Genomic DNA, 19,273 nt, shown 5'->3' on the forward strand with positions numbered 1-19,273 from the left:
TAGCCCGTCCCACCCCCAACGGCGGATACAAGGGCGTCTCCTGTCGTTACGACGGCTACCCCGCCCACCAGCTCCCGCTCTTGCTCGGAGCCGCCAACCACCGCTTCGGCGGGGACCTCGACGCGCTTCGCCGGCACCTCCTTGATGGGTCCCACGACTGGAAGCAGCTCGGCAAGGACCTCCTGGACCGGGTCCCCGATCCGGTCTTGCACCGGCTCGACCCCCACGGCGACAACGGTCCGAGCGCCCGCTCGGACGACGTCTTCCATCTGGACGGCACCCCCGCGAAGCCGATCCCGATCACCGATGCCAACGCCATGGGCCTGGAATGGGGCTACGTCCTGCACGACCACGGCATCGAGGTCATCGCCCTGACCTATTACGACCGTGGCCCCATCGTGTCCTGGGACACCGACCTCCTCTCCCGGGTCTCCGACACCCCCTCGCTGTGGGCCCCGACCCGGCCCGCACCAGTCCAGGCCCCGGCACCCATGCTGGAGATCACCAAGCCCGCTGCCCCGGCGCCCGCACCCGCCCGACCGCGGATCACTCGGTGAACGCCCGTCCCATGGAACGCACTTCGGAGAACTCCCTGCCCGCCCCCCAAATCACCGTCGTCATCGCCACCCAGCTCCGTCCCGAGCGACTCGACTACCTCCAGGAGATGCACACCAGCCTCACCCGGCAGATCGTGCCGTGGGAAGCGATCGTTGTGCTCGACGGTGCCGCCCCCGCCCTCGTGCCGAGCACGATCACTTCGGACCCGCGGGTACGGACCCTTGCCCTGCCACGAGCGGTCGGCGCCGCCTGCGCCCGCAACCTCGGCCTGAACGAGGTCCGAACCGAATTCGTGAACTGGGCGGACGACGATGACGTCTTCCCTGACTGGAGCCTTGGCGTGCGGCTGGAGGCGTTCACCGATGAGCTGGGCTGGGTCGCCGGGTACAGCGAGGACTGGCTACCGGACGGCTCCACGCGCCTGTGGGAGTGCCCGGCCCCGCCCGGCTACCACGCCGCCGGCGATGTGGTCACGTACTGGCCCCGGCCGCAGGACACCATCCCTATCGGACCGACGACCATCCTGGCCCGTACCCGCCTGGTGCGGGCGGCCGGGGCCATGGGTGGTTTGGTCCAGGGCGAGGACTACATGGCGGCGGTCGGGATCACCGCTCTGGCTCCAGGAGTTGTGCTCCCGCTGCCCGTCTACCGGTACCGCCAGCACATCGGGCAGATGACCCGAGGCGATCAGTACGACGAGCTGGAACTGGCCGCCCGCCGACACGCCCACGGGTTCGGGCACGGCCTGCGCAACACCCTCGCCAGCAGGACATGAGCATGGATGACCGTAGGACGCCTCGTTCCGGCGGCACGGCACAGCTCATCCTTGCCCTCAGTCCGGCCGACGGTCTGGTCGCCGTCCCCGTGGGCGAGGAGTGGCGGGCAGCCGGCTGCCTTCACCCGACGCGGGGGGCTCATCCGGGGCGACCGCGCTGAGCTCGCCAGCCGCCCTCCCACCGGGCACAGCCGAGAGCCTGCGCCGGTGGCGGAACGACGCGCCGACCCTGCTCCGGCGGGTCCGCGCCGTCCGTCCGGTCGGCCCTTCGTCCCCGGACCGGCCCGCGCTTCCTGCAGCCAGCCCAACAACTGCTGCTGTTGTAAGCCGAGCTCGGCGCAGCCGCTGACCTTTTTCGACGACCAGGAACCTCATGCACCCGCACTTCCACTTCGGATTGCACCCCGAACACGGGGTGGTCGCCCGCCCCACCGCGGCGATTTCGTCCCACCTCGCAGCCTGGTACCTGGAGCGCGAGCAGTTCGAACCAGTACCGGATCCGGATCACGCGGATCTGTTCCGGCTTACCGACCCCGATCGTGACCTGCGGCGCCGCGCCCGGCAGACCGTCCGTGACCTCCGCGGATGCGGGATCATCGTGCACGCAGACCTCTCCCTCGATCCGGCGGAAACAGCCGAGCCGAACAGCCGGGCCAAGGTGAACTATGCGGCTGAGCGGCTATCTCGCATCGCACGGGCAGCTTCTGTCCAACCCCCGCCGCAGCGGGTGAGCACCCATCAGGTCCCCATGCCACTACCCTCCCTCGGCACCCGCTCTCCGGCTATCCGCCGAGCCCGGTGATCGCATCGGCCGCGTCTCACGGGCTGACGGCCACACCGAACGCAAGCCAACCCGACCCGACCTGAGGACACCCCCCTGCCTCCGCTCGCCACCATCACCCTTCACCGCACCACTGCTGGCACCCTGACCGGCCACACCTCCGGAACACGTCACGAGTGGGCGCAGACCTGCTTCGCCCTCACCAGATTCAGCCGGGATCAGTACGGCCTGTACCACCTTCCCCTGGACGATCTGCGCCGAGCCCGCGAAGCACTGCATGACCTGCGTCAGAGCGCGCAGGATCTCGGTATACCCGTCGTTCTCAGCGAACACCCTTTCCTCGGCGACGTGGCTAACCGAATCATCCGCGCTCTGCCGGGGCAGTGGACGGTGACGATGATGACCCATCCGCAACCTGACGCACAGCAAGAGCTGCGGGAGGGGGTATGGGCTTCCGGCCCGTCCGGGGGTGCGCTCCACAAAGTCCTGGAGGCAAGCCGTCCGTCGACCTCCGCTCATCTGCGGCGGGAGGACGATGGCATCTGGTTCGTCCTCGTCCACGACTTGTGGCCCGGCCACTACGTGGTCGGCGCCATGGTCCCCGGCCCCGACGAACTCGACATGGTCGCCTCCGAGGGGCCCGCCTGCGCCACCGCACGCACCGCCGAGGCGATTGCCACTGCCGTCCGCGACCAGTTGCTGCCCGACTACGCTGCCGCGCTCCTACGCGGTCAGCTCGCCGAGGCTGAGGAAGACCTGCGCTGGGCTCAGGAGTCGTACGCGCCCGGCGAGGTTCTTGACCCGGTCAGTCCCGCTCTGGCCGAAGCGCTGAACAGGTTTCTCAGCCACGCCCCTCGTCTGATCGCCCACGTACGCAGATCCCAGGCTTCGGAGCTGGCTTCACACGCGACGGCGTTCCTCGACTCATTCGAGACGAGTCTGAACTCGGTAGGGCAGGACCACATGATCGCGATGTCGCTCTGGCTCACCGAAGGGGACCAGCTACTCGAACTCGCCCGGAACCCCGATCGGCATCGGGTCACCCCCACGCCTCTGTCGGCAGTCGCCACTCCCCGCCTCCCGAAACCCGCGCCCGCGGTTAGCGCAGCGCGCTCCCGCTGACCAGGCCGACCCACATGCCTGTCTGAAGTCCGGCCTGACCGTCGCGGGTGGTCCGGCCTGGACGGGCAGGCCACCGCTCTCATCCCATCGCCTTCCCGGCCACCTCTGATAGGAGATCCGCCTTGCCCGAAGCACCAGCGGAGCCGTTCATGACGATCCGGCACGCCATCACTGGTGAGATCACCACCACCGGCTACAACGCCGCCGCCCGGCGGATCCTGTTCCAGGACGGCTTCGAAGAGGCGCCAGGCTGCGCCTGCCAAGCGACGGAACCCGGTACGAAGCGGACGCACGGGCCTGCTCGGCAGCCAGCGAGCTGCTCGTCGCCGGCCATCCCGTGCACCTGGACCGAGCCCTCGGTCGGCCGGTGAGCGCCGACGGTACGCCCAGGCTGTCCCGGTCGCCGATGTCGGCACAGTCCGTGATCCGCTCCGACAACGGCCAGCCTCTCCGGCGCATCGCCTACCCCGCATGTACCCGCATCTGTTGAAGGACCTCGTTTTGACCACACCCGGACCGCCTACCAGCCCGGCGCGCACCAAGGGCGGCGAACTACGGGCCAAGGTGGCCCGGCTGCTGGCCGACCAGCCGGCGGACACGCTCACCATCGGGGACATGGCCAGGCAGCTGGGCCACTCCCACGGCGCCGTCCGCAACGCCGCCCTCACCCTGGTGCGACGCGGCGAGGCCGACCAGAGCGGGACCGGACAACCGGAGTTCCGCGCGAATGCGAAAACCGCCGCAGCCGCGCAGACCGCCGTGATCAGCCCACCGGGCACCCACGCTCCCCGCGCCCAGGCGGCCACGGCCCGCACGACTCTTCCTGTGGCAGCCACACCCCGGCAGACCGGCCCGATCCGCCGCGCGGGGGGTCAGCTCTACCACCCCCGAGAGCTGGCCGATCTGCCCGACGTCGAGGCGCTGAATCGCCTGCGCGACGCCGACGTGCCGGTGCTGCTCTACGGTCCTCCGGGCACCGGAAAGACGTCGTTGGTGGAGGCGGCGTTCCCGGACCTGCTCACCGTCGCCGGTGACGGCGACACCACGGTCGGCGACCTGATCGGCGAGTACACGCAGGACGACGCGGGAGCCTACGTCTTCCAGTACGGTCCGCTGGTCACCGCGATGACCGAGGGCCGCGCCCTGCTGATCGACGATGCCACCCTGATCTCGCCGAAGGTTCTGGCGGCGCTGTATCCCGCGATGGACGGGCGCAGGCAGATCCAGGTCAAGGCCCACAAGGGCGAGACCATCAAGGCCGAGCCGGGCTTCTACGTGGTGGCGGGCCACAATCCCGGCGTCCACGGTGCCGTTCTCACGGAGGCGCTGTCGTCCCGGTTCAGCGTGCAGATCCAGATCGGCACGGACTATGACCTCGCCCTGGCCTTGAGGATCGATGCCCGGGTGGTTCGGGTCGCCCGACACCTCTCCCGCCAAGTCGAAATGGGTGAGCTGGGCTGGGCCCCCCAACTGCGGGAACTGCTCAGCTACCAGAAGACCGAGGCCGTCCTCGGCACCAATGCCGCGCTCGCGAACCTGGTCGGCATCGCTCCGCTGGAGGATCGCGACGCCGTCGCCGACGCCGTCATCAAGGCGGTCGGCGTCAGGAAGGTCGCGCCCCTCACCCTCGGCAAGCAGCTTTCCGCCTCGGCCGCCCGGAAGCCCCTGGGCAGCACCGGCTCCGCACACCGGGGCCGCTCGCGATGAGCGCCCACCACCACGTCCAGGCCCCCGTCACCACGCCGGACGACGACGCCGACCTCGCGCGATGGGACGACGACGGTGCCCCGCCCGTGCAACCGCGTTCCTCCCCGGACGCGTGGCTGCGCGTGGGAGCCGAGCTCGGCGACCGGCTGGTCGCCCTCTCCGGCCGCCAGGACCTCCTCGTCACCTGCCGCCCCGGCACGCGCAGCGGGGCACCGGCCGCGTTCTTCCCCACGCTGGGCGAGGTCGAGTTCGACGCCGCCCTTTTCGCCCCGCTCCAGCCTCACGAGATCCATCCGCGGATCGTGGGCGACGAGGAGCGGTATCCCGCCGCCTGGGGCGTGTTCGTCCACGAGGCCGCGCACGCGGCTCACTCTGTCTGGACGCAGCCTGGCGGAGCGGACCCCCGTGTCGTCGAGGCTGCGCTTCTTCTGGAGGAGAGCCGTGTCGAAGGCGCACACCTGGTCACGCGGCCCACGGACCGCACGTACCTGCGCACCAGTGCCCGCACTCTGGTCATGCCCGACATCGCCCACCCCACCCTCCAGGGCATCGAGCACGCCGCCTCCGTGGCGGCCCTGATCCTCGGCCGCCGTGACGTCGGCATCCTGGACGCCGGCGAGACCCGGGCCGTCGCCGATCTGTGCGAAAAGGTGCTGGGCGCAGACCTGCTGGCCACCCTCACCCGCATCTGGACCGCAGCCCACCAGTGCGCCGACCACGACGCCGCGACCATGCTCGCGCACGGTCAAGAATGGTGCGACGCTCTGGACATCGCGGCCCCCGTCCTGCCCGTGCCGGAGAACCTCACCGATCTGCTGTCCGGCGCCGTGGGGGTCGTCATGGACAGCACGGCAGCCACCGACGCCGCCGACCTCGCGGCACAGGCCGCGGCGGCCAACGCCAAGGCCGCGCAGTCCAAGGTGCAGGCTCAGGACCGCGCCCAGCGGGCCGGCCAGCGGCGCAAAGCCGCCGCCACCGCCAAGTCGGTCTTCAACGCCCGCGGCACCACCGTCACCCCCAACGGCACACCGGCGCCCCGCAGCAACCCGGTCACCGGCACCCGCCGGCCCACCGCCGCCGAGCAGAGTGCCGCTTCGCGCCTGAGCCGTGCCCTGCGTGCCGCCGCCTACCGCGAGCGGACCGAGGAGCGGACCACCAGCCCTACCCCGCCCGGCCGTCTCAATATGGGTCGTGCCCTCGCCCGTGACGCTCAGCGCGCGGCCGGGTCGGTCCCCACGGCGGAGCCGTTCACCCACACCCGCCGCCGGAACACTCCCACCCCACCGCTGCGTGTGGGCATCGCCGTCGATGTCTCCGGCTCCATGCGTGCCGCCTGCGCCCCCGTCGCGTCCGCCGCCTGGATCGTGGCACGCGCAGCAGCCCTGACCGACCCGGACTCCCGTACCGCCACCGTCGCCTATGACAGCCACCTGACCGCATTGACCCGACCCACCCACCGAGCACCAGAGCGCGTGACGACGTTCGATGCAACCGGCGGCCACCACAACCTCGGCGACGCCATCGACGCACTCGACCACGGCCTCGAACTCAGCCGCCCCGGCGCCGGCCGCCTCCTCGTGATCGTCACCGACGCCCGCTACGGCAGCGACGAAACCGCTCAAGCCGTCACCCGCGTCAAGCAGCTCACGACCGCCGACTGCGCCGTACTCCAGCTCACCCTCACCGCGGAGTCCCGCCACTTGCCGGGGACCACCTTGCTGCACCTGCCCCGGCCCTCCAGCGCTCCCGCCGCCATCGCCACGGCGGCAACAGACGCCATCCGCAGGACACGCTGAGACGACGCAGAAGGCGGAAGCGTCCCCGGAGACCACCACCAAAGCACTCCAGACCACCTCCGTCCGCCGCATGGGTGGTGCATCTGATGCACGACCCTCCGCAACGACGCAGGCCACGACCCCAACCGCCGACGAGAGGCGCTCGATTTGAAGCCCCAGACCAGCAACCCGACCTCGAACGTAACGCCCATCAAACGGAATTACCCGGGGGTGCCCACATCCTTCGAGATTGTCCACAGCTGTGGACACACCAGCACCCGTGATCTGTCCGACCGTTCGGCGGACCAGCGGGCTGGATACGCACGATGGCTCGCAGCCCGACAGTGCACCGACTGCTGGCGGGTCGATCACCGGGCCGATGCCGCCAGTACTGCCGAGTGGCTGGCCGCCAAGCGCGCGGACGAACAGGCCACCGCCGTCAACTGGGCCACCCAGTTCGACATGCCGCCCCTGGAGGGGCCCGAGAAGATCCTGGGCTGGGGCGAGCGCACCCGCCACCAGCTGGTGACGCGGGCGTACACCGCGCTGGTCACCGAAGGTACCTGGGACGAGGCCGACTGGGCGCAGCTGGAGGAGCAGGTCCGGCTGCTGACGCGGGCCGGGTGGTGGGTCGACCAGCGCGAGGCCGAGGGGAGCGACCTGCCCGAGCTGCTGGAGGCCGCCGACGACCGCGACCGCCCCACAGAGAACCCCTTCCGATAGGCGCGCGGCGCGCAATATAGCGGCCAAGTACCGGTTTCGGAAACCGGGGATTCTCCGGACCCTTTGTCTTCCACCGCCGCCCAGCGTCTTCGTGGAAGGACCTTCGTGCCCGAGACCAGCCCCGTGTACTTGCCGCCCGACCCGCTGACCCCGGAGCGGGACGTGACCCACCAGCACTTCCGCCCCGGCGAGCACGTCGTGATTCTCAAGGGGACCGCGGGCGGAGAGGTGTGGGGAGACGCCATGAAGGTCGTGGTGCCCTCCTTGCACACCCCCACGTCAGAGGACGGATGGCGGCTTCTCGACCCGAACGGCGGCGACCGCTCGTACGTCACCGCCCACCCCCGCTACCTGGTGCACCTGTCCAAACGGTGCCCTGAATGCCTGCTGCACCAGAAGGCGCTGCGCGAATACCTGGTCAAGCGCCTCGGAAACACCGAGAAGGCCGTGGATTGCCACTGGTACTCCCTCACCGCCCTCAACCAGGTCGTCCACATCGCCGACGCCCGGCCCGGACGGTAGCCACAGGCGCCCCGCATCCGGGGTCACTCTGCCGACCGAAGAGACGCCCTATACCGAGCGAGATCATGATCATTGACGTCCACTCCCGTGACCTGACCGCCTACGAGGCCCTCACCGAGGCCCTCGGTCGCGAGACCAGCATGGACGATGACCTGAGCAACGAGCCCGGCGGCACGGTGGTGGCCCACTACGGACGGCTGTACGACTACGCCGACGCCGAGCGGTTCCGGACATCCGGGGCCTGGGCCGGCCATATAGCCGAACCCGCGCTGAAGCATCGTTTCGTGTCCGCGCCCGATGGCGACCGGCGGGACATCCTCCACATCAGCGCCCGCCTCCATTCGCTGGATCGGGATCTCAGCTATGCCGAGTGGTCCGAGATCGCACACAGAATCGTCAGGGTCACGGGCATCGCTCCGCCTGGGGACGACGAGGCATGCCGGTGGATCGCCGTCCAGGGCCAGCCCGGCCGCCTGGACGTGATCGCCACCCTGATCAAGAACGACGGTACCTGGAGCACCCATCCCCGTAGGCTCCGGCAGGCCCTGGTCACCGAGGCCAAGAGCATCGAGACCGACCTGCTGCTGCACTCCGACAGGCCACAAGGCGCCAGTCAGCAGGGCCCGGCGCCCGCTCGGGAGCATTCCGTTCCACCGCGGACTCCGGCCGCTACCAGCCCCCTCGCCGGCATCCTGCGGCAGCTCGCAGCAGAGCAATCCGGGCCTATGGCGGCGGTTCGCCGGGTCGTGGAAGAGGTAGGGCGCCAGGCCGCCGCGCTTCCCGGGAACCAAGTCGAGGCTGCCGCAAGCGACCTGTTCTGGGCAGCCCGGCGCTTGTACGTGCTGCAGGAACACCTGGGCGACATCGCCTCCCGGCTCCTGCCTCCCGAGCCACCGGCCGCCAAGCCGCCCCCCTTCCCGGTCCAGGCGTCCACGGCCTCCCGGACGGGAGGCCGGTGATCACACCGGCGTTTCCGCGCGACACACCGCCGGTCACGGTCAGCCGGAACGCGGACACCGGCCGGATCAGCGCCCGCACCACCGCCGCGCCGGCCCGCCTGGGGGCGGCACCTCCCCCCACGCCTCCGGCCGCACTCACACCTACCGCCTCCGGACGGAACCGATGATCCCCGCCCCTGTTCGAGGAGCCCATGCCCACCCCCCGTGTCCTGCCCGACGACGACCGCGACCTGGAGTCGTTCGCCACGGTTCTCTCCGAAGAACTCCCCGGCCGCTGGAGCGTCGAGCACCACCAGCACCACCACCCTGAGGACCAGCTCACCCACGCCGCCGACGTGTGGGACCTCAACGACGTAGCCGCCGCAGTAGCCGAGGCAGACCTCGGCGCGGATGCCCACCTCGTACGTGACGACGGCATACGCCTCTACGTCACCCTCCACCCCCGCCACGAAGAGGAATTCCTCGTCGCTGCCATGGCCCCAGCCGGTGTGGCACCGGAGGCATTCACCGGCGTCCGTGAACCGGATGGCATCGCCGTTCCGGCCGACCCCGAACGGGCCGCCCGGGCGGTCACCGCCAACCTGCTGCCGCGCTACCACATCGCACTCGCCCAGGTCCGGCACAACGCGATGAACCCCCCGCTGCCCGTCCCTGCCGCAGGCGCACGCCAGGAACAGGTGGTCATGAACTGGCGTGAGAACGGCAGCCTCGCCGCCGTCACCACCGCCCGCCCGGTCGCCGAAATCCTCGTCGACACAGGGTTCTCCTGGGACGCCGAGGCGAGCGCGTACGTACTGTCCGGGGACGACACCCGAGCACAAGGGCACGCCCTGCAAGCAGCCGGCACCCGCCTGGCCCAGCTCGGGGTCGCCACCGTCCTGCGGGCCGCCACCCGCCCGGCCGTGGAAGCCTCGCTGCCCACCCCGCCTCCTGCCGCACCGTCTGCCGCGCGCACACGGTGACTGGCTCCGCACGTACGACCTCGGCCGACTCCACCACCAGGCGACGCCGAGTCCCGCCGCTGACCACCGCACGCGGCCCCCGGCTCGCCTCCTTCCTCCTGCGCCGCTACCTCCGCACCGCCGTCGTCATGACCGCGGGCACCCGCCGGCCGCACCCTGCGCCCCCGCGGCCACCCACCGGTGATCCGGCCCCTCCTTCAACGCCAGGCCCGCTGACCGCTGCGGGTAGGGCACAGCCCTTGGACCGCCCATGACACCACCTGCCACCGCCGACACCCTCACCGCCGGCGTCACACGCCAACTCGACCAGCTGTCCGCCGCCCTGTCCCAGGCGGGACCGCAGCAGGCGGCACGGATCCTCCAGCAGGTCCTGGACTCCGAAGACGGCATCCTCGGCAGGCTCACCGCCCTGGTCGCCACCGGCGCCTACGTCACTGAGCACCAGGCCCAGAGCGGTGTCGTCCCGGCGGAGATGTGGCTGGCCCTCGGACGCACCGCCAACACCCTGCACGACCTCGGGCTTGACCTGAACGAGCACAGCGAGGTCTTCGCGGAGATCGCCTCCCGCCGCTCCCCGATGATGTGCTCCCCGACAGCCACACAGGCCACCGCCTTGGTCGCCCGAGGGAGGCACCGGTGACGAAGAAGCAGCACTGGGCCGGCTGGGCTCAGACCCAACAGGCGCAGCAGCACTACCTGATCGAACCCCGCTATCTGGCGGGCAGCGGAGACCTGCGCCACGTCTCGGAGTTTCTGCGGGCCTCAGGCTGGAAGGACGTCGCCCGCGGGTCCGGCGCGATGCTGGCGTTCGATTCGCCCGACCGGATGGTGCGCGTCGCCTACCAGCCGCCGGGTGGCTGGCAGGTGCACGGAGCCACCCACGGACACCAGGGGGCCTGGCAGGTCACCCTGTCCCCGCAGACCCCCGTCGAGATCGTCGCCGGGCTGACGGATGCCCTCACCAAGCCGCGCTCCGCGCACGCCCCGAACGTATGGGCACCGCTCGCCGAGATGAGCTGGAACATTCAGGCCGACGAGCACTTCGTCGCCCAGAGCCCCGACCGCCACGCCATCGTGCAGTACGTCAAGGACGCCGTGGGTGGCGGCCGCGACCACTGGTGGATCGGTGCTCGAACCGAGTACGGGCCCCTCTGGTCCATTCAGGCCACCGCGAGCACCCCGCTGCACCTGATGCAGTCGCTGACCGGCGCCCTGGCCGACCCGGAGCCGGTGATGCGCCCGCGTAGCCACGTACCGCCCAGCGCCCGGATCCGCACCACGTCCGTATCCGTTCTGCCCGAGCAGCTCGGCGCCTGGCAGCAGGCCCGCCTTTCAGCCGCCCGGGCCGCCGCATGGAGCCGCAACTGGGTCTCCTCCCGCGCGCGGACCACCCCCCAGAAGTCCGGCTACGTCCGCACCCGATAGCCGAACCCGCCTTACCACCCAGCCGCCGACCTTGATCGCCGCCCCGGCAAGCCGGACGCCCTCCCGCGCATCCCGCTCCTGAACCTCGAACATGCGCGCACGCGCCACGAACCGATCCCCAGCAGCGCCGCGGTCCCCGGCCGCCATGAGATGGCCGGCCGTCTTGCCGTGTTCCTGCGGTACAGCGTCCGCATCGGCCGCCAGCGCGGTTCCGGCCATCAGGCCGAGTACGCCCTGTGGGACAGCGCCGACCGTCTCGCTGCCCGCGGCACCAGCACGCCGCTACCGCTGCAGCCACCCGTCTGGTCGCCGTCCGCCGTACGCCCTGACCTCCTTGTTCGTCCCCCGCCCCTTCACGGAACAGCGCGCCCTTGTCCCAGTCCAGTTCCTCCTCCGACGGCTACGACATAGCCTTCAAGGTCCTTCTCGGGGGCTTTGCCGTCGCCCTCCCCCTCTCCCATCTCGCCTGGCTCGGCGGGAACCTCACCGCCCTGCTCACCGGGCGCCCATGGGCCGCCTACCGCCCCGCCGATGCCCTCGTCCGTCCCGACCAGCTCTGGCCCGACCTAGGAGAAACGTCCCTCCTCCTCGGTGTCCGTATCCTTCCCGTACTCGCCCTGATCGCCTTCGTCGCCGTCGGCGGTCTGTGGTGGAGCCGCCACAAGGGCGCCTTCGGCGGGAAGAACAAGAGCCGGGTTCAGGGAACCGCCAAGGCCAAGGACATCGAGCCGCTCCTCTCCAAGGCGATCACCGCAAAGGCACGCAGCCTGCGCCCCAGCCTGAAGGACGCCTCCAACATCTCCGCCTCCGACACGGGGATCCTCCTCGGCAACCTCCAGGGGAGCCGCACCGAAGTCCGCATGGGGTTCGAGGACGTCGCAGTGGCGATCATGGCACCGCGCTCCGGGAAGACCACCTCGCTGGCGATCCCCTCCATCCTGACCGCACCCGGCGCCGTACTACTGACCAGCAACAAGGCCGCCGGAGATGCCTTCACGACAACCATCGACGCCCGCTGCAAGATCGGGCGGGTATGGACGATGGACCCCCAGCAGATCGCCCACGCACCACGGACCATGTGGTGGAGCCCCCTTGCGGACGCCAAGACCCTGGAGGGCGCGAACCGCCTCGCCGGCCACTTCCTCGCCGCATCCGTGGACGCCTCCCAACAGGGCGACTTCTGGTCCAAGGCAGGATCGAACATTCTTGCGCAGCTTTTTCTGGCCGCGGCCCTGGACAACCGCCCGATCACGGACGTGATGCAGTGGCTGGCCTTCCCCGCCGATCGGCGACCGCTCGACATCCTGCGCGACCACGGATTCACTTCCGTCGCAGCACAGTTGAAGGGCACAGTCGAGGGTCCGCCGGAGACCCGAGACGGTATTTACGAGACCGCGAGGCAATACGCATCCGCCCTGCTCAGCGCCGACATTGCCGCCTGGGTGACCCCCCAGAAGGACGTACCGGAGTTCCGCCCCGCAGAGTTCGTTTCGTCGACCGACACGTTGTTCCTGCTCTCCAAGGACGGCGGCGGCGGAGCCTCCGCGCTCATAGCAGCGTGCGCCGACTCGGTGATGCGGGCAGCAACTGCCCGAGCCGAACGGGCCGGCGGACGCCTCGACCCACCCATGCTCGCAATCCTCGACGAGGCAGCGAATGTCTGCAAAATCACAGATTTGCCGGATCTGTACTCCCATTTGGGTTCGCGCGGGATCATCCCCGTCACGATCTTGCAGTCCTACAGGCAGGGGCAGAAGGTCTGGGGGGACACGGGTATGGACGCGCTGTGGAGCGCGGCCACCATCAAGGTCATCGGCAGCGGAATCGATGACCCGGATTTCGCCGACAAGCTCTCGCGGCTGATCGGCGACCACGACGTGGAGACGAAGTCCACCTCTGTATCCGACTCGGGCAAGTCGACCTCGATCAGCATGCGGCAGGAGCGGATCCTGCCGGCGGACCGAATTCGGGCCCTGCCCAAGGGCACCGCTCTCCTCTTCGCGACCGGACTGCGGGCCGCCATGCTCGACCTGCGCCCCTGGTACCTCGAACCAGGGGCAGCAGAGCTGTCGGCCGCTTCCAAAGCCGCCTCCGACGCCATCACGGCGCGGGCCATCGCGAAGGTCGCACCGGACCAGCCTGGCTTCGGACCCGCCGCATGAGCGCGCCTCGGCTGCATCTGGTGCCGGTCCGCTCCCGCGACGCGAAAGCCTTCGTGGCCGCCTGGCACCGACATCACCCGCCGCCCGCGGGCCAGGTATTCGCGGTCGGCGCCGCCGACGAGGAAGGCGTTCTCCGCGCCGTCGCGATCGTCGGCCGCCCAGTCGCCCGGCACTTCGACGACGGTCACACCCTGGAGGTCACCCGCACCTGCAGCGACGGCGCACGACATGCCAACTCGCTTCTCTATGGAGCCGCCTGGCGCGCGGCGAGGGCTCTCGGATATCGGCGGCTGATCACTTACACACAGAACGGCGAATCCGGCGCCTCCCTGCGGGGAGCGGGGTGGCGAGTAATCGCGCACCGTCCGCCGCGTAACGGCTGGCACACGCCCTCCCGGCCCCGGACCCCGCGTGGCACCGAGCGCATCGCCCGCACCCTGTGGCAAGCCAACTGACGAAAGCCCAAGGGTGAGATCCCGAGCAAGCCATCGTCGAGGAGCCTCGGCCGCCCCGCTTTGCGCGCAGCAGGGGCGCTCTCTCTCCCAAGGGCTTGGTTACAGCGGAAAGCACTCCTGAGCTCCCAGCCTCCGGCCCCCCAGAACTGCAGCACCCTAGGTGCCGGTGTGCCCCACCGTGCGCACGGGCTGAGTATGGGTCTGGAGGACTGGGCCCGGCACACAGATCCCGCCGGTGTCCTGCGCTACGCCACGGACCGTCACGGCCTCCCCCTGGACGCCACCCCCCGGCACTGAGCTGGGCACCGAGTGCCACCTCTGGCCCGAAGCCCGACCTGATCGAAGTTCCCGCCGCGCAACTCCGTCCCGGAGAACCCGTCTTCGGGACCGCAGACCGCACTGACGAGGGTGCCGTGCTCACGGTCCGCCGGGCAGCTCCCGAACCGCGCGCCCTTCCCTCGCCTAGCTTCCCCCGTATCAGCGCCTGCCACCGCAACACCGAAAACCACCGCGCGGCACTGACCACAAATCCCTTGGAGCACCCCTGAGTCCGACCCCACCCGAAGCCTTTCCCTCGGGTACGCCCACCCCCTTCGACATCGCGCGCGCCCTGGCCACGCACATCTCGACCCGCCCGCCGCCCCCGCCGCATGTCGTCACCTACAGCTTCGGCCTGCTGCGCACTGCAGCGTCCCGCTATGGGCAGCGAAGCTCGGGCGGTTCCGTGCTCGGTCTCGCCAACTCTTTGCACGCCCAGCTGTACGGCCTGCCCGAGGAACGTCCCGCGCTGCCCGGCGCTCTGGACGAACTGCTCCAGGCAACCGGGTACGACGACGACCACAGCCTCGTCCTCGAACAGGTCGCCGCGCAGTTGGAAGCCGCCGTCGTACTCATCCGGCGGGCTCGGCACCGCGGCCGATATCTACCGGAGGCCGTGACTTCCCGGCTCGGCAGCAGCGAAGACCTCGCCCAGCAGGTGGTCGCTGAATTGCGCGAACTGGCACCGTCCCTCAAGAACGTAGGACGTTCCGTCCCGGTCCAGGCCGTCCGTCTGCCGCCCCGCCCTGCCGCACCGTCGGGGCTCACACGGCACTGACCCAGCGGTCCGAGCCGCAGGCCCCGGCCCCCGCCCCCACCCCGATTCGGGGCCGCGCCCCCTGAAGGTCCGTCCACCATGCCCGATGACGTCCTCTTCTCCCTCCCCGACGAACCCGGATCGGCGCCACCCGCCACAAACCCGGCCTCCGAACGCACCCCACCCGCAGTCTCCGCACCCGACCCGCCTGCGCCCACCGCGGGGCAACCACCCTGTCCGGTCGTACGTCTGCTCGCCCTCGCCGACCAGTTCACCCAGCACAACGACTCCCTTGCCCGCCTGCGGCCGGCCTATGGCGCGGCCCGCGGGCATGCCTCCGCCCAGGTACTCGCCAGCGCCTGCACCGATGCGGTGAAGGCCATCGAGGAACAGTCGCTGCCCGCGACCGCCGCAGTGAGGGAGGCCGCGATCCGGATCAAGCAGCTCGCCTACCTGACCGAGGGATCCTCCCGTCACCTCGCCGCAGCCAAGGCCCTCCTCAGTACCCCGGCGCCGGAAACGGACCAGGGGCGCGGGGGCCGGGACATCGTCCGCCAGACCGAGCTGGCTCAGGAACTGACAGCCCTGGGACCGGCTTCGGCCCTGCAGGCCGCGACCACCGTCGCCCTGGCGATGAACCGCCGCAGCCACCCCGGCGCCATGGATGCCGGCCGACTGACCCACGTCGAGCGGGCCACCCTGAACGCCACCGCCCGCGGCCACCTCGCGACCGGCTGGAGCGCCGGGCAGGAGTTCGCCCACAGCCAGACCGGCACCGCGTACATCGCGACCGTGCTCAGCCTGGAGCAGCAGGGCCTGATCGCACGTGAACCCGCATCTGCGCCGCCGGCCGCCGACGGCGGCCCTCCCCAGGACCGCGTCCGTCTCACCCTCAAGGGCGCCATGATCGTGGCCGCCCAGCTCGGCCGCGGTCTCTACACCCCGGCACCGGCCACCACCGCCGCCCGCGCCACCCCGGCACCGGCGCGCCCCCGCTGACACCTCCCCCCTCCCCTTTCCCCCCGCCCTCCCCGCCTGGGATGCGCGCAATCCCCAAGGACGCTCAATCCCCACCAGATCCACGTCCCGCCGCACACCGCCCACCACCACCCCGGCCCTCCCCCACCCGGCCGACAGCCCCGCCAGGCGCATCCTGTCGCTGGGTGCCGGCGTCCAAAGCTCAGCCCTGCTCTGCCTGTCCGCCGACGGCACCCTCCCGAAGGTCGACATCGCGATCTTCGCCGACACCGGCTGGGAGCCGAAGCAGGTCTACCAGCACCTCGACCGCCTCGAACGGGAAATCGCCGCCCCGGCCGGGATACCGATCCTGCGCGTCTCGTCCGGCAATATCCGCGAAGACGCCCTGGACCCCAATCACCGTTTCGCCTCCATGCCCCTGCACATCCTGAAGAAGGATGGAAAGAATGGAATGACTCGGCGGCAGTGCACAGGCGAATACAAAATCAAGCCGATCAAGAAAACGGTCCGCGAAATCCTCGGATACCCTTATCCCGCGAGGGTTCCGAAGGGCGTATTCGTGGAGCAGTGGGTCGGCATCAGTACGGATGAGTTCCACCGGGCCAAGGATTCCGGCGTCCAGTACATGCACAACGCCCACCCGCTCATCGATATGGGATGGTCACGCGCAGACTGTGTCAACTACCTGACCGGCATCGGACTGGCCGGCACCCCTAAATCGAGCTGCCTTGGCTGTCCATTTCACGGCAATGCCCAATGGCGAAGCATCAGGGACGGGTCACCTGGCGAATGGGCCGATGTCGTCGCGTTCGATGCAGCCATCCGCCATGGAAATGCGCGCGCGAATGCGAATGGCAACCGGCTGCTGGGTGAGGCTTATCTGCACCGCTCCAGGGTGCCGCTTTCCGAGGCCCCCATCGACCATGTCACCGCTGCGGAGTGGGCCGCCCTGAGGTCGGAGCCCAACGCGCCGGATGCCGAGGACCTCGAAGCCGGGGTCGTCAACGGCTGCTCTCCGTGGGCCTGCCGGGGCGAGAGCGACCCGGTCCGTGAGGACTTCGGGCTGGCCACATGACCAACCTCATCGTGGACCTCTTCGCAGGGCCAGGTGGTTGGGGGCATGCCCTGCACGTCCTGGGCGTACGCGATGTCGGTCTGGAGTGGGACGAATGGGCCTGCAAGACGCGGGCGGCGGCCGGGCAGACCACCATCCGCACCGATGTCGCGCTCTACCCGGCCCGACCGTTCGTGGGCCGGACCCGCGGGCTGATAGCTTCCCCGCCCTGCCAGGCATGGAGCATGGCGGGCAAGCGGCTCGGCCTGATCGACCAGCCACTGGTCCACCAGGCCGTGGCCGACCTGGCCGCCGGCCAGGACACCCGCGAACAACTGCTGGCAGCCTGCCGTGACCCCCGGAGCCTGCTGGCCGCCGAGCCGATGCGCTACCTCCACGCCCTGCACCAGTCCGGCCAACCCGAATGGGTGCTGATGGAGGAGGTCCCCGACGTAGCGCCGCTGTGGAAGCAGTACGCCGCCGTACTGCGCGGCTGGGGGTTCTCCACCTGGACCGGCATCCTCAACGCCGCCGACTACGGGGTCCCGCAGACGCGGCGGCGGGCGATCCTGATCGCCTCCCGCACCCGTACGGCCGCCCCGCCCGAGCCGACGCACACCCGGTTCGGCGAGCCGGACACCTTCTTCGGACCCGGCCGCCGGACCTGGGTCTCCATGGCCGAAGCCCTGGGCTGGGGGCGCACCGACGGACCCGTGCCCACCGTGTGCGCCGGCGGCGGCCCCGGAGGCGGACCGGAGCCCTTCCCCTCCGGCTCCCGCAAAACCCTCTCCGACGCCCGCGACCGAGGCGCCTGGCAGGAACCCCCGATCAGCCCTCAGATCCCGGCTGCCGGAAGCCGGTGCGGCTGCGCCGAAAAGTCACCGCGGTGCGGGCGCGGACAGGACTGGGTCCTGCGCAGCAACAGCCAGGCCAACGCCTCCGTCCGGCCGCTGACCGAACCGGCCGCCACCCTGTTCTTCGGCAACCGCGCCAACGAGTGCGTCTGGACCACCACGGGCCCCGCCCAAGCAGCCCCGCCGTCAATCCGGATCACCGCCGAGGAAGCCGGGATCCTGCAGTCCTTCCCCCCGGCCTACCCCTGGCAGGGGACCAAGGGGCAACGCTTCTCCCAGATCGGGAACGCCGTTCCCCCGCTGCTCGCCGCCCACTTGATCGCGCCGCACGTCGAACGCGTGCTCAGCCGCGACGACTTCGTCCTGGCGGCGTGATGCCCGACACCATCCCCACCGCCGACGAGGACCTCCTGCCGTACCCGGCGACGCCGCCGGTGGTCCACTACGCCGAGCAAGCCCTGCTCGGCGCCCTGCTCCTGGTGCCCGCGCGCCTGAAGACCATCGGTCTACTCGATCCGGCGCATTTCGCCAGTCCCGCCCATGGAGCCCTGTTCGCGGCCATGACCACGGTGCCCCCGCCGGCGCCCGAGGTCCACCACACCAGCCCGGTGTGGCTGAACCGGCTCCTGGACGCCGCCCGGCCCCAGGCCCGATCCCTGTCCGCCTCCTACCTGCATACCCTCATCAGGGTCTGCCGCACGGACGCCCACGCCCCCGCCTACGCACACATGGTCCGCGCGGGGCACGCCCGCCGAGTTCTTCGCCGGCATGCCGGACTCCTCGCGCAGGCCGCCCGCACCCCGGGACCCGATCCGGCCCGGACGGCCCTGACCCGGGCCGACCAGCTCGCCGGCCACCTCGACGAGATGGCGACCTCCTTCCCCTCCCACCCCGGCTCGATCCCCCGGACCCCGACCACCTCCCCGGCGGCGGTCCCACCCACGGCCGAGGCGGAAGACGAGGAGCGCATGCTGCTGGCCGCGGCCACCGCCCACCCCGAGGACCTGCCACGGTGGCTGCAGGAAGCCGACTTCACCACTCCCGTGCACGCCGCCCTCTTCACCTGCCTCACCGGCCTCACCCGCCGGGGTGCGCCCGTGGACCCGATCACCGTGCTGTGGGAGGCACAGCAGCACGGACTCCTGCACGACGGGTTCGGACCCACCGACCTCCTCGACGCCCTCTCCCACCCCACACCAGCAGCTGAACACTGGGGGCAGAAGATCCTCCAGCGCGCCCTCCTGCGCCAGGCCGAGGAAGTCGCCGCCCGGATCGAGGCCCTCACCGCGGACGAGGCCACCACCGTCCACCAGCTGGCCACAGGCAGCCGCCGGGCCCTCGCCGCCCTGGCCTCGGTCCGGGCCCGCTGGCACCAAGCCGTCACAG

Annotated in this window: 19 protein-coding genes; all 19 read left to right on the plus strand. The window is 70.6% G+C overall.

All coding sequences use genetic code 11. The features are described 5' to 3' along the window. The first annotated feature begins 80 nt into the window (after positions 1-80). Positions 81-557: a hypothetical protein gene (locus ABZ873_RS15270; protein WP_360870875.1), complete on the plus strand. Its 477-nt coding sequence runs from the start codon at positions 81-83 to the stop codon at positions 555-557. Between the two features lie 11 nt (positions 558-568). Further along, positions 569-1,333 carry a glycosyltransferase gene (locus tag ABZ873_RS15275; RefSeq protein ID WP_360870878.1) on the plus strand — a complete coding sequence of 255 codons (765 nt, stop codon included), beginning with the start codon at positions 569-571 and terminating at the stop codon, positions 1,331-1,333. Positions 1,334-2,462: 1,129 nt separating this feature from the next. Next, entirely contained in the window at positions 2,463-3,236 is a 774-nt protein-coding gene (locus ABZ873_RS15280) for a hypothetical protein (RefSeq protein ID WP_360870881.1), read from the plus strand. Between the two features lie 149 nt (positions 3,237-3,385). After that, positions 3,386-3,607, plus strand: a complete 222-nt coding sequence (locus tag ABZ873_RS15285; protein ID WP_360870933.1) for a hypothetical protein — start codon at positions 3,386-3,388, stop codon at positions 3,605-3,607. A gap of 193 nt (positions 3,608-3,800) precedes the next feature. Continuing rightward, complete coding sequence (locus ABZ873_RS15290) at positions 3,801-4,943, plus strand: AAA family ATPase (RefSeq protein ID WP_360870936.1); 1,143 nt, start codon at positions 3,801-3,803, stop codon at positions 4,941-4,943. Then, the gene (locus tag ABZ873_RS15295; protein WP_360870883.1) at positions 4,940-6,739 is read left to right on the plus strand and encodes a hypothetical protein; all 1,800 of its coding nucleotides are present in this window, start codon (positions 4,940-4,942) and stop codon (positions 6,737-6,739) included. The genes ABZ873_RS15290 and ABZ873_RS15295 overlap by 4 nt, the downstream gene beginning before the upstream one ends. 210 nt (positions 6,740-6,949) lie before the next feature. Further along, on the plus strand, positions 6,950-7,441 hold the full coding sequence (locus ABZ873_RS15300) for a hypothetical protein (RefSeq protein WP_360870886.1): 492 nt from the start codon (positions 6,950-6,952) through the stop codon (positions 7,439-7,441). Positions 7,442-7,546: 105 nt separating this feature from the next. After that, positions 7,547-7,963 carry a hypothetical protein gene (locus ABZ873_RS15305; RefSeq protein WP_360870889.1) on the plus strand — a complete coding sequence of 139 codons (417 nt, stop codon included), beginning with the start codon at positions 7,547-7,549 and terminating at the stop codon, positions 7,961-7,963. A gap of 65 nt (positions 7,964-8,028) precedes the next feature. After that, positions 8,029-8,922, plus strand: coding sequence for a relaxase/mobilization nuclease (locus ABZ873_RS15310; RefSeq protein ID WP_360870892.1), 894 nt, complete (start codon positions 8,029-8,031; stop codon positions 8,920-8,922). 191 nt (positions 8,923-9,113) lie between these two features. Next, a complete protein-coding gene (locus tag ABZ873_RS15315) occupies positions 9,114-9,884 on the plus strand; it encodes a hypothetical protein (protein ID WP_360870895.1) in 771 nt (256 codons plus the stop codon). A 250-nt stretch (positions 9,885-10,134) separates the two neighbouring features. Next, positions 10,135-10,524 (plus strand): hypothetical protein, encoded by a 390-nt coding sequence (locus ABZ873_RS15320; protein WP_360870898.1) that lies wholly within the window; start codon positions 10,135-10,137, stop codon positions 10,522-10,524. Further along, complete coding sequence (locus ABZ873_RS15325) at positions 10,521-11,309, plus strand: DUF317 domain-containing protein (protein WP_360870901.1); 789 nt, start codon at positions 10,521-10,523, stop codon at positions 11,307-11,309. The genes ABZ873_RS15320 and ABZ873_RS15325 overlap by 4 nt, the downstream gene beginning before the upstream one ends. A gap of 371 nt (positions 11,310-11,680) precedes the next feature. Next, entirely contained in the window at positions 11,681-13,471 is a 1,791-nt protein-coding gene (locus tag ABZ873_RS15330; protein WP_360870905.1) for a TraM recognition domain-containing protein, read from the plus strand. Further along, the gene (locus ABZ873_RS15335; RefSeq protein WP_360870908.1) at positions 13,468-13,926 is read left to right on the plus strand and encodes an XF1762 family protein; all 459 of its coding nucleotides are present in this window, start codon (positions 13,468-13,470) and stop codon (positions 13,924-13,926) included. Before ABZ873_RS15330 ends, ABZ873_RS15335 begins: the two co-directional genes overlap by 4 nt. A 724-nt stretch (positions 13,927-14,650) precedes the next feature. Beyond that, positions 14,651-15,022, plus strand: coding sequence for a hypothetical protein (locus tag ABZ873_RS15340; RefSeq protein ID WP_360870911.1), 372 nt, complete (start codon positions 14,651-14,653; stop codon positions 15,020-15,022). Between the two features lie 78 nt (positions 15,023-15,100). Continuing rightward, positions 15,101-16,000, plus strand: a complete 900-nt coding sequence (locus tag ABZ873_RS15345) for a hypothetical protein (protein WP_360870914.1) — start codon at positions 15,101-15,103, stop codon at positions 15,998-16,000. Between the two features lie 187 nt (positions 16,001-16,187). Continuing rightward, positions 16,188-17,054 carry a hypothetical protein gene (locus ABZ873_RS15350; protein WP_360870939.1) on the plus strand — a complete coding sequence of 289 codons (867 nt, stop codon included), beginning with the start codon at positions 16,188-16,190 and terminating at the stop codon, positions 17,052-17,054. Further along, on the plus strand, positions 17,051-18,262 hold the full coding sequence (locus ABZ873_RS15355) for a DNA cytosine methyltransferase (protein ID WP_360870917.1): 1,212 nt from the start codon (positions 17,051-17,053) through the stop codon (positions 18,260-18,262). Before ABZ873_RS15350 ends, ABZ873_RS15355 begins: the two co-directional genes overlap by 4 nt. Next, the coding region (locus ABZ873_RS15360) for a DnaB-like helicase N-terminal domain-containing protein (RefSeq protein ID WP_360870920.1) at positions 18,262-19,273 on the plus strand (1,012 nt) is incomplete at its 3' end. The genes ABZ873_RS15355 and ABZ873_RS15360, both read left to right, overlap by 1 nt.

The sequence above is a fragment of the Streptomyces sp. NPDC047014 genome (assembly GCF_040644195.1).
Lineage (GTDB): Bacteria > Actinomycetota > Actinomycetes > Streptomycetales > Streptomycetaceae > Streptomyces.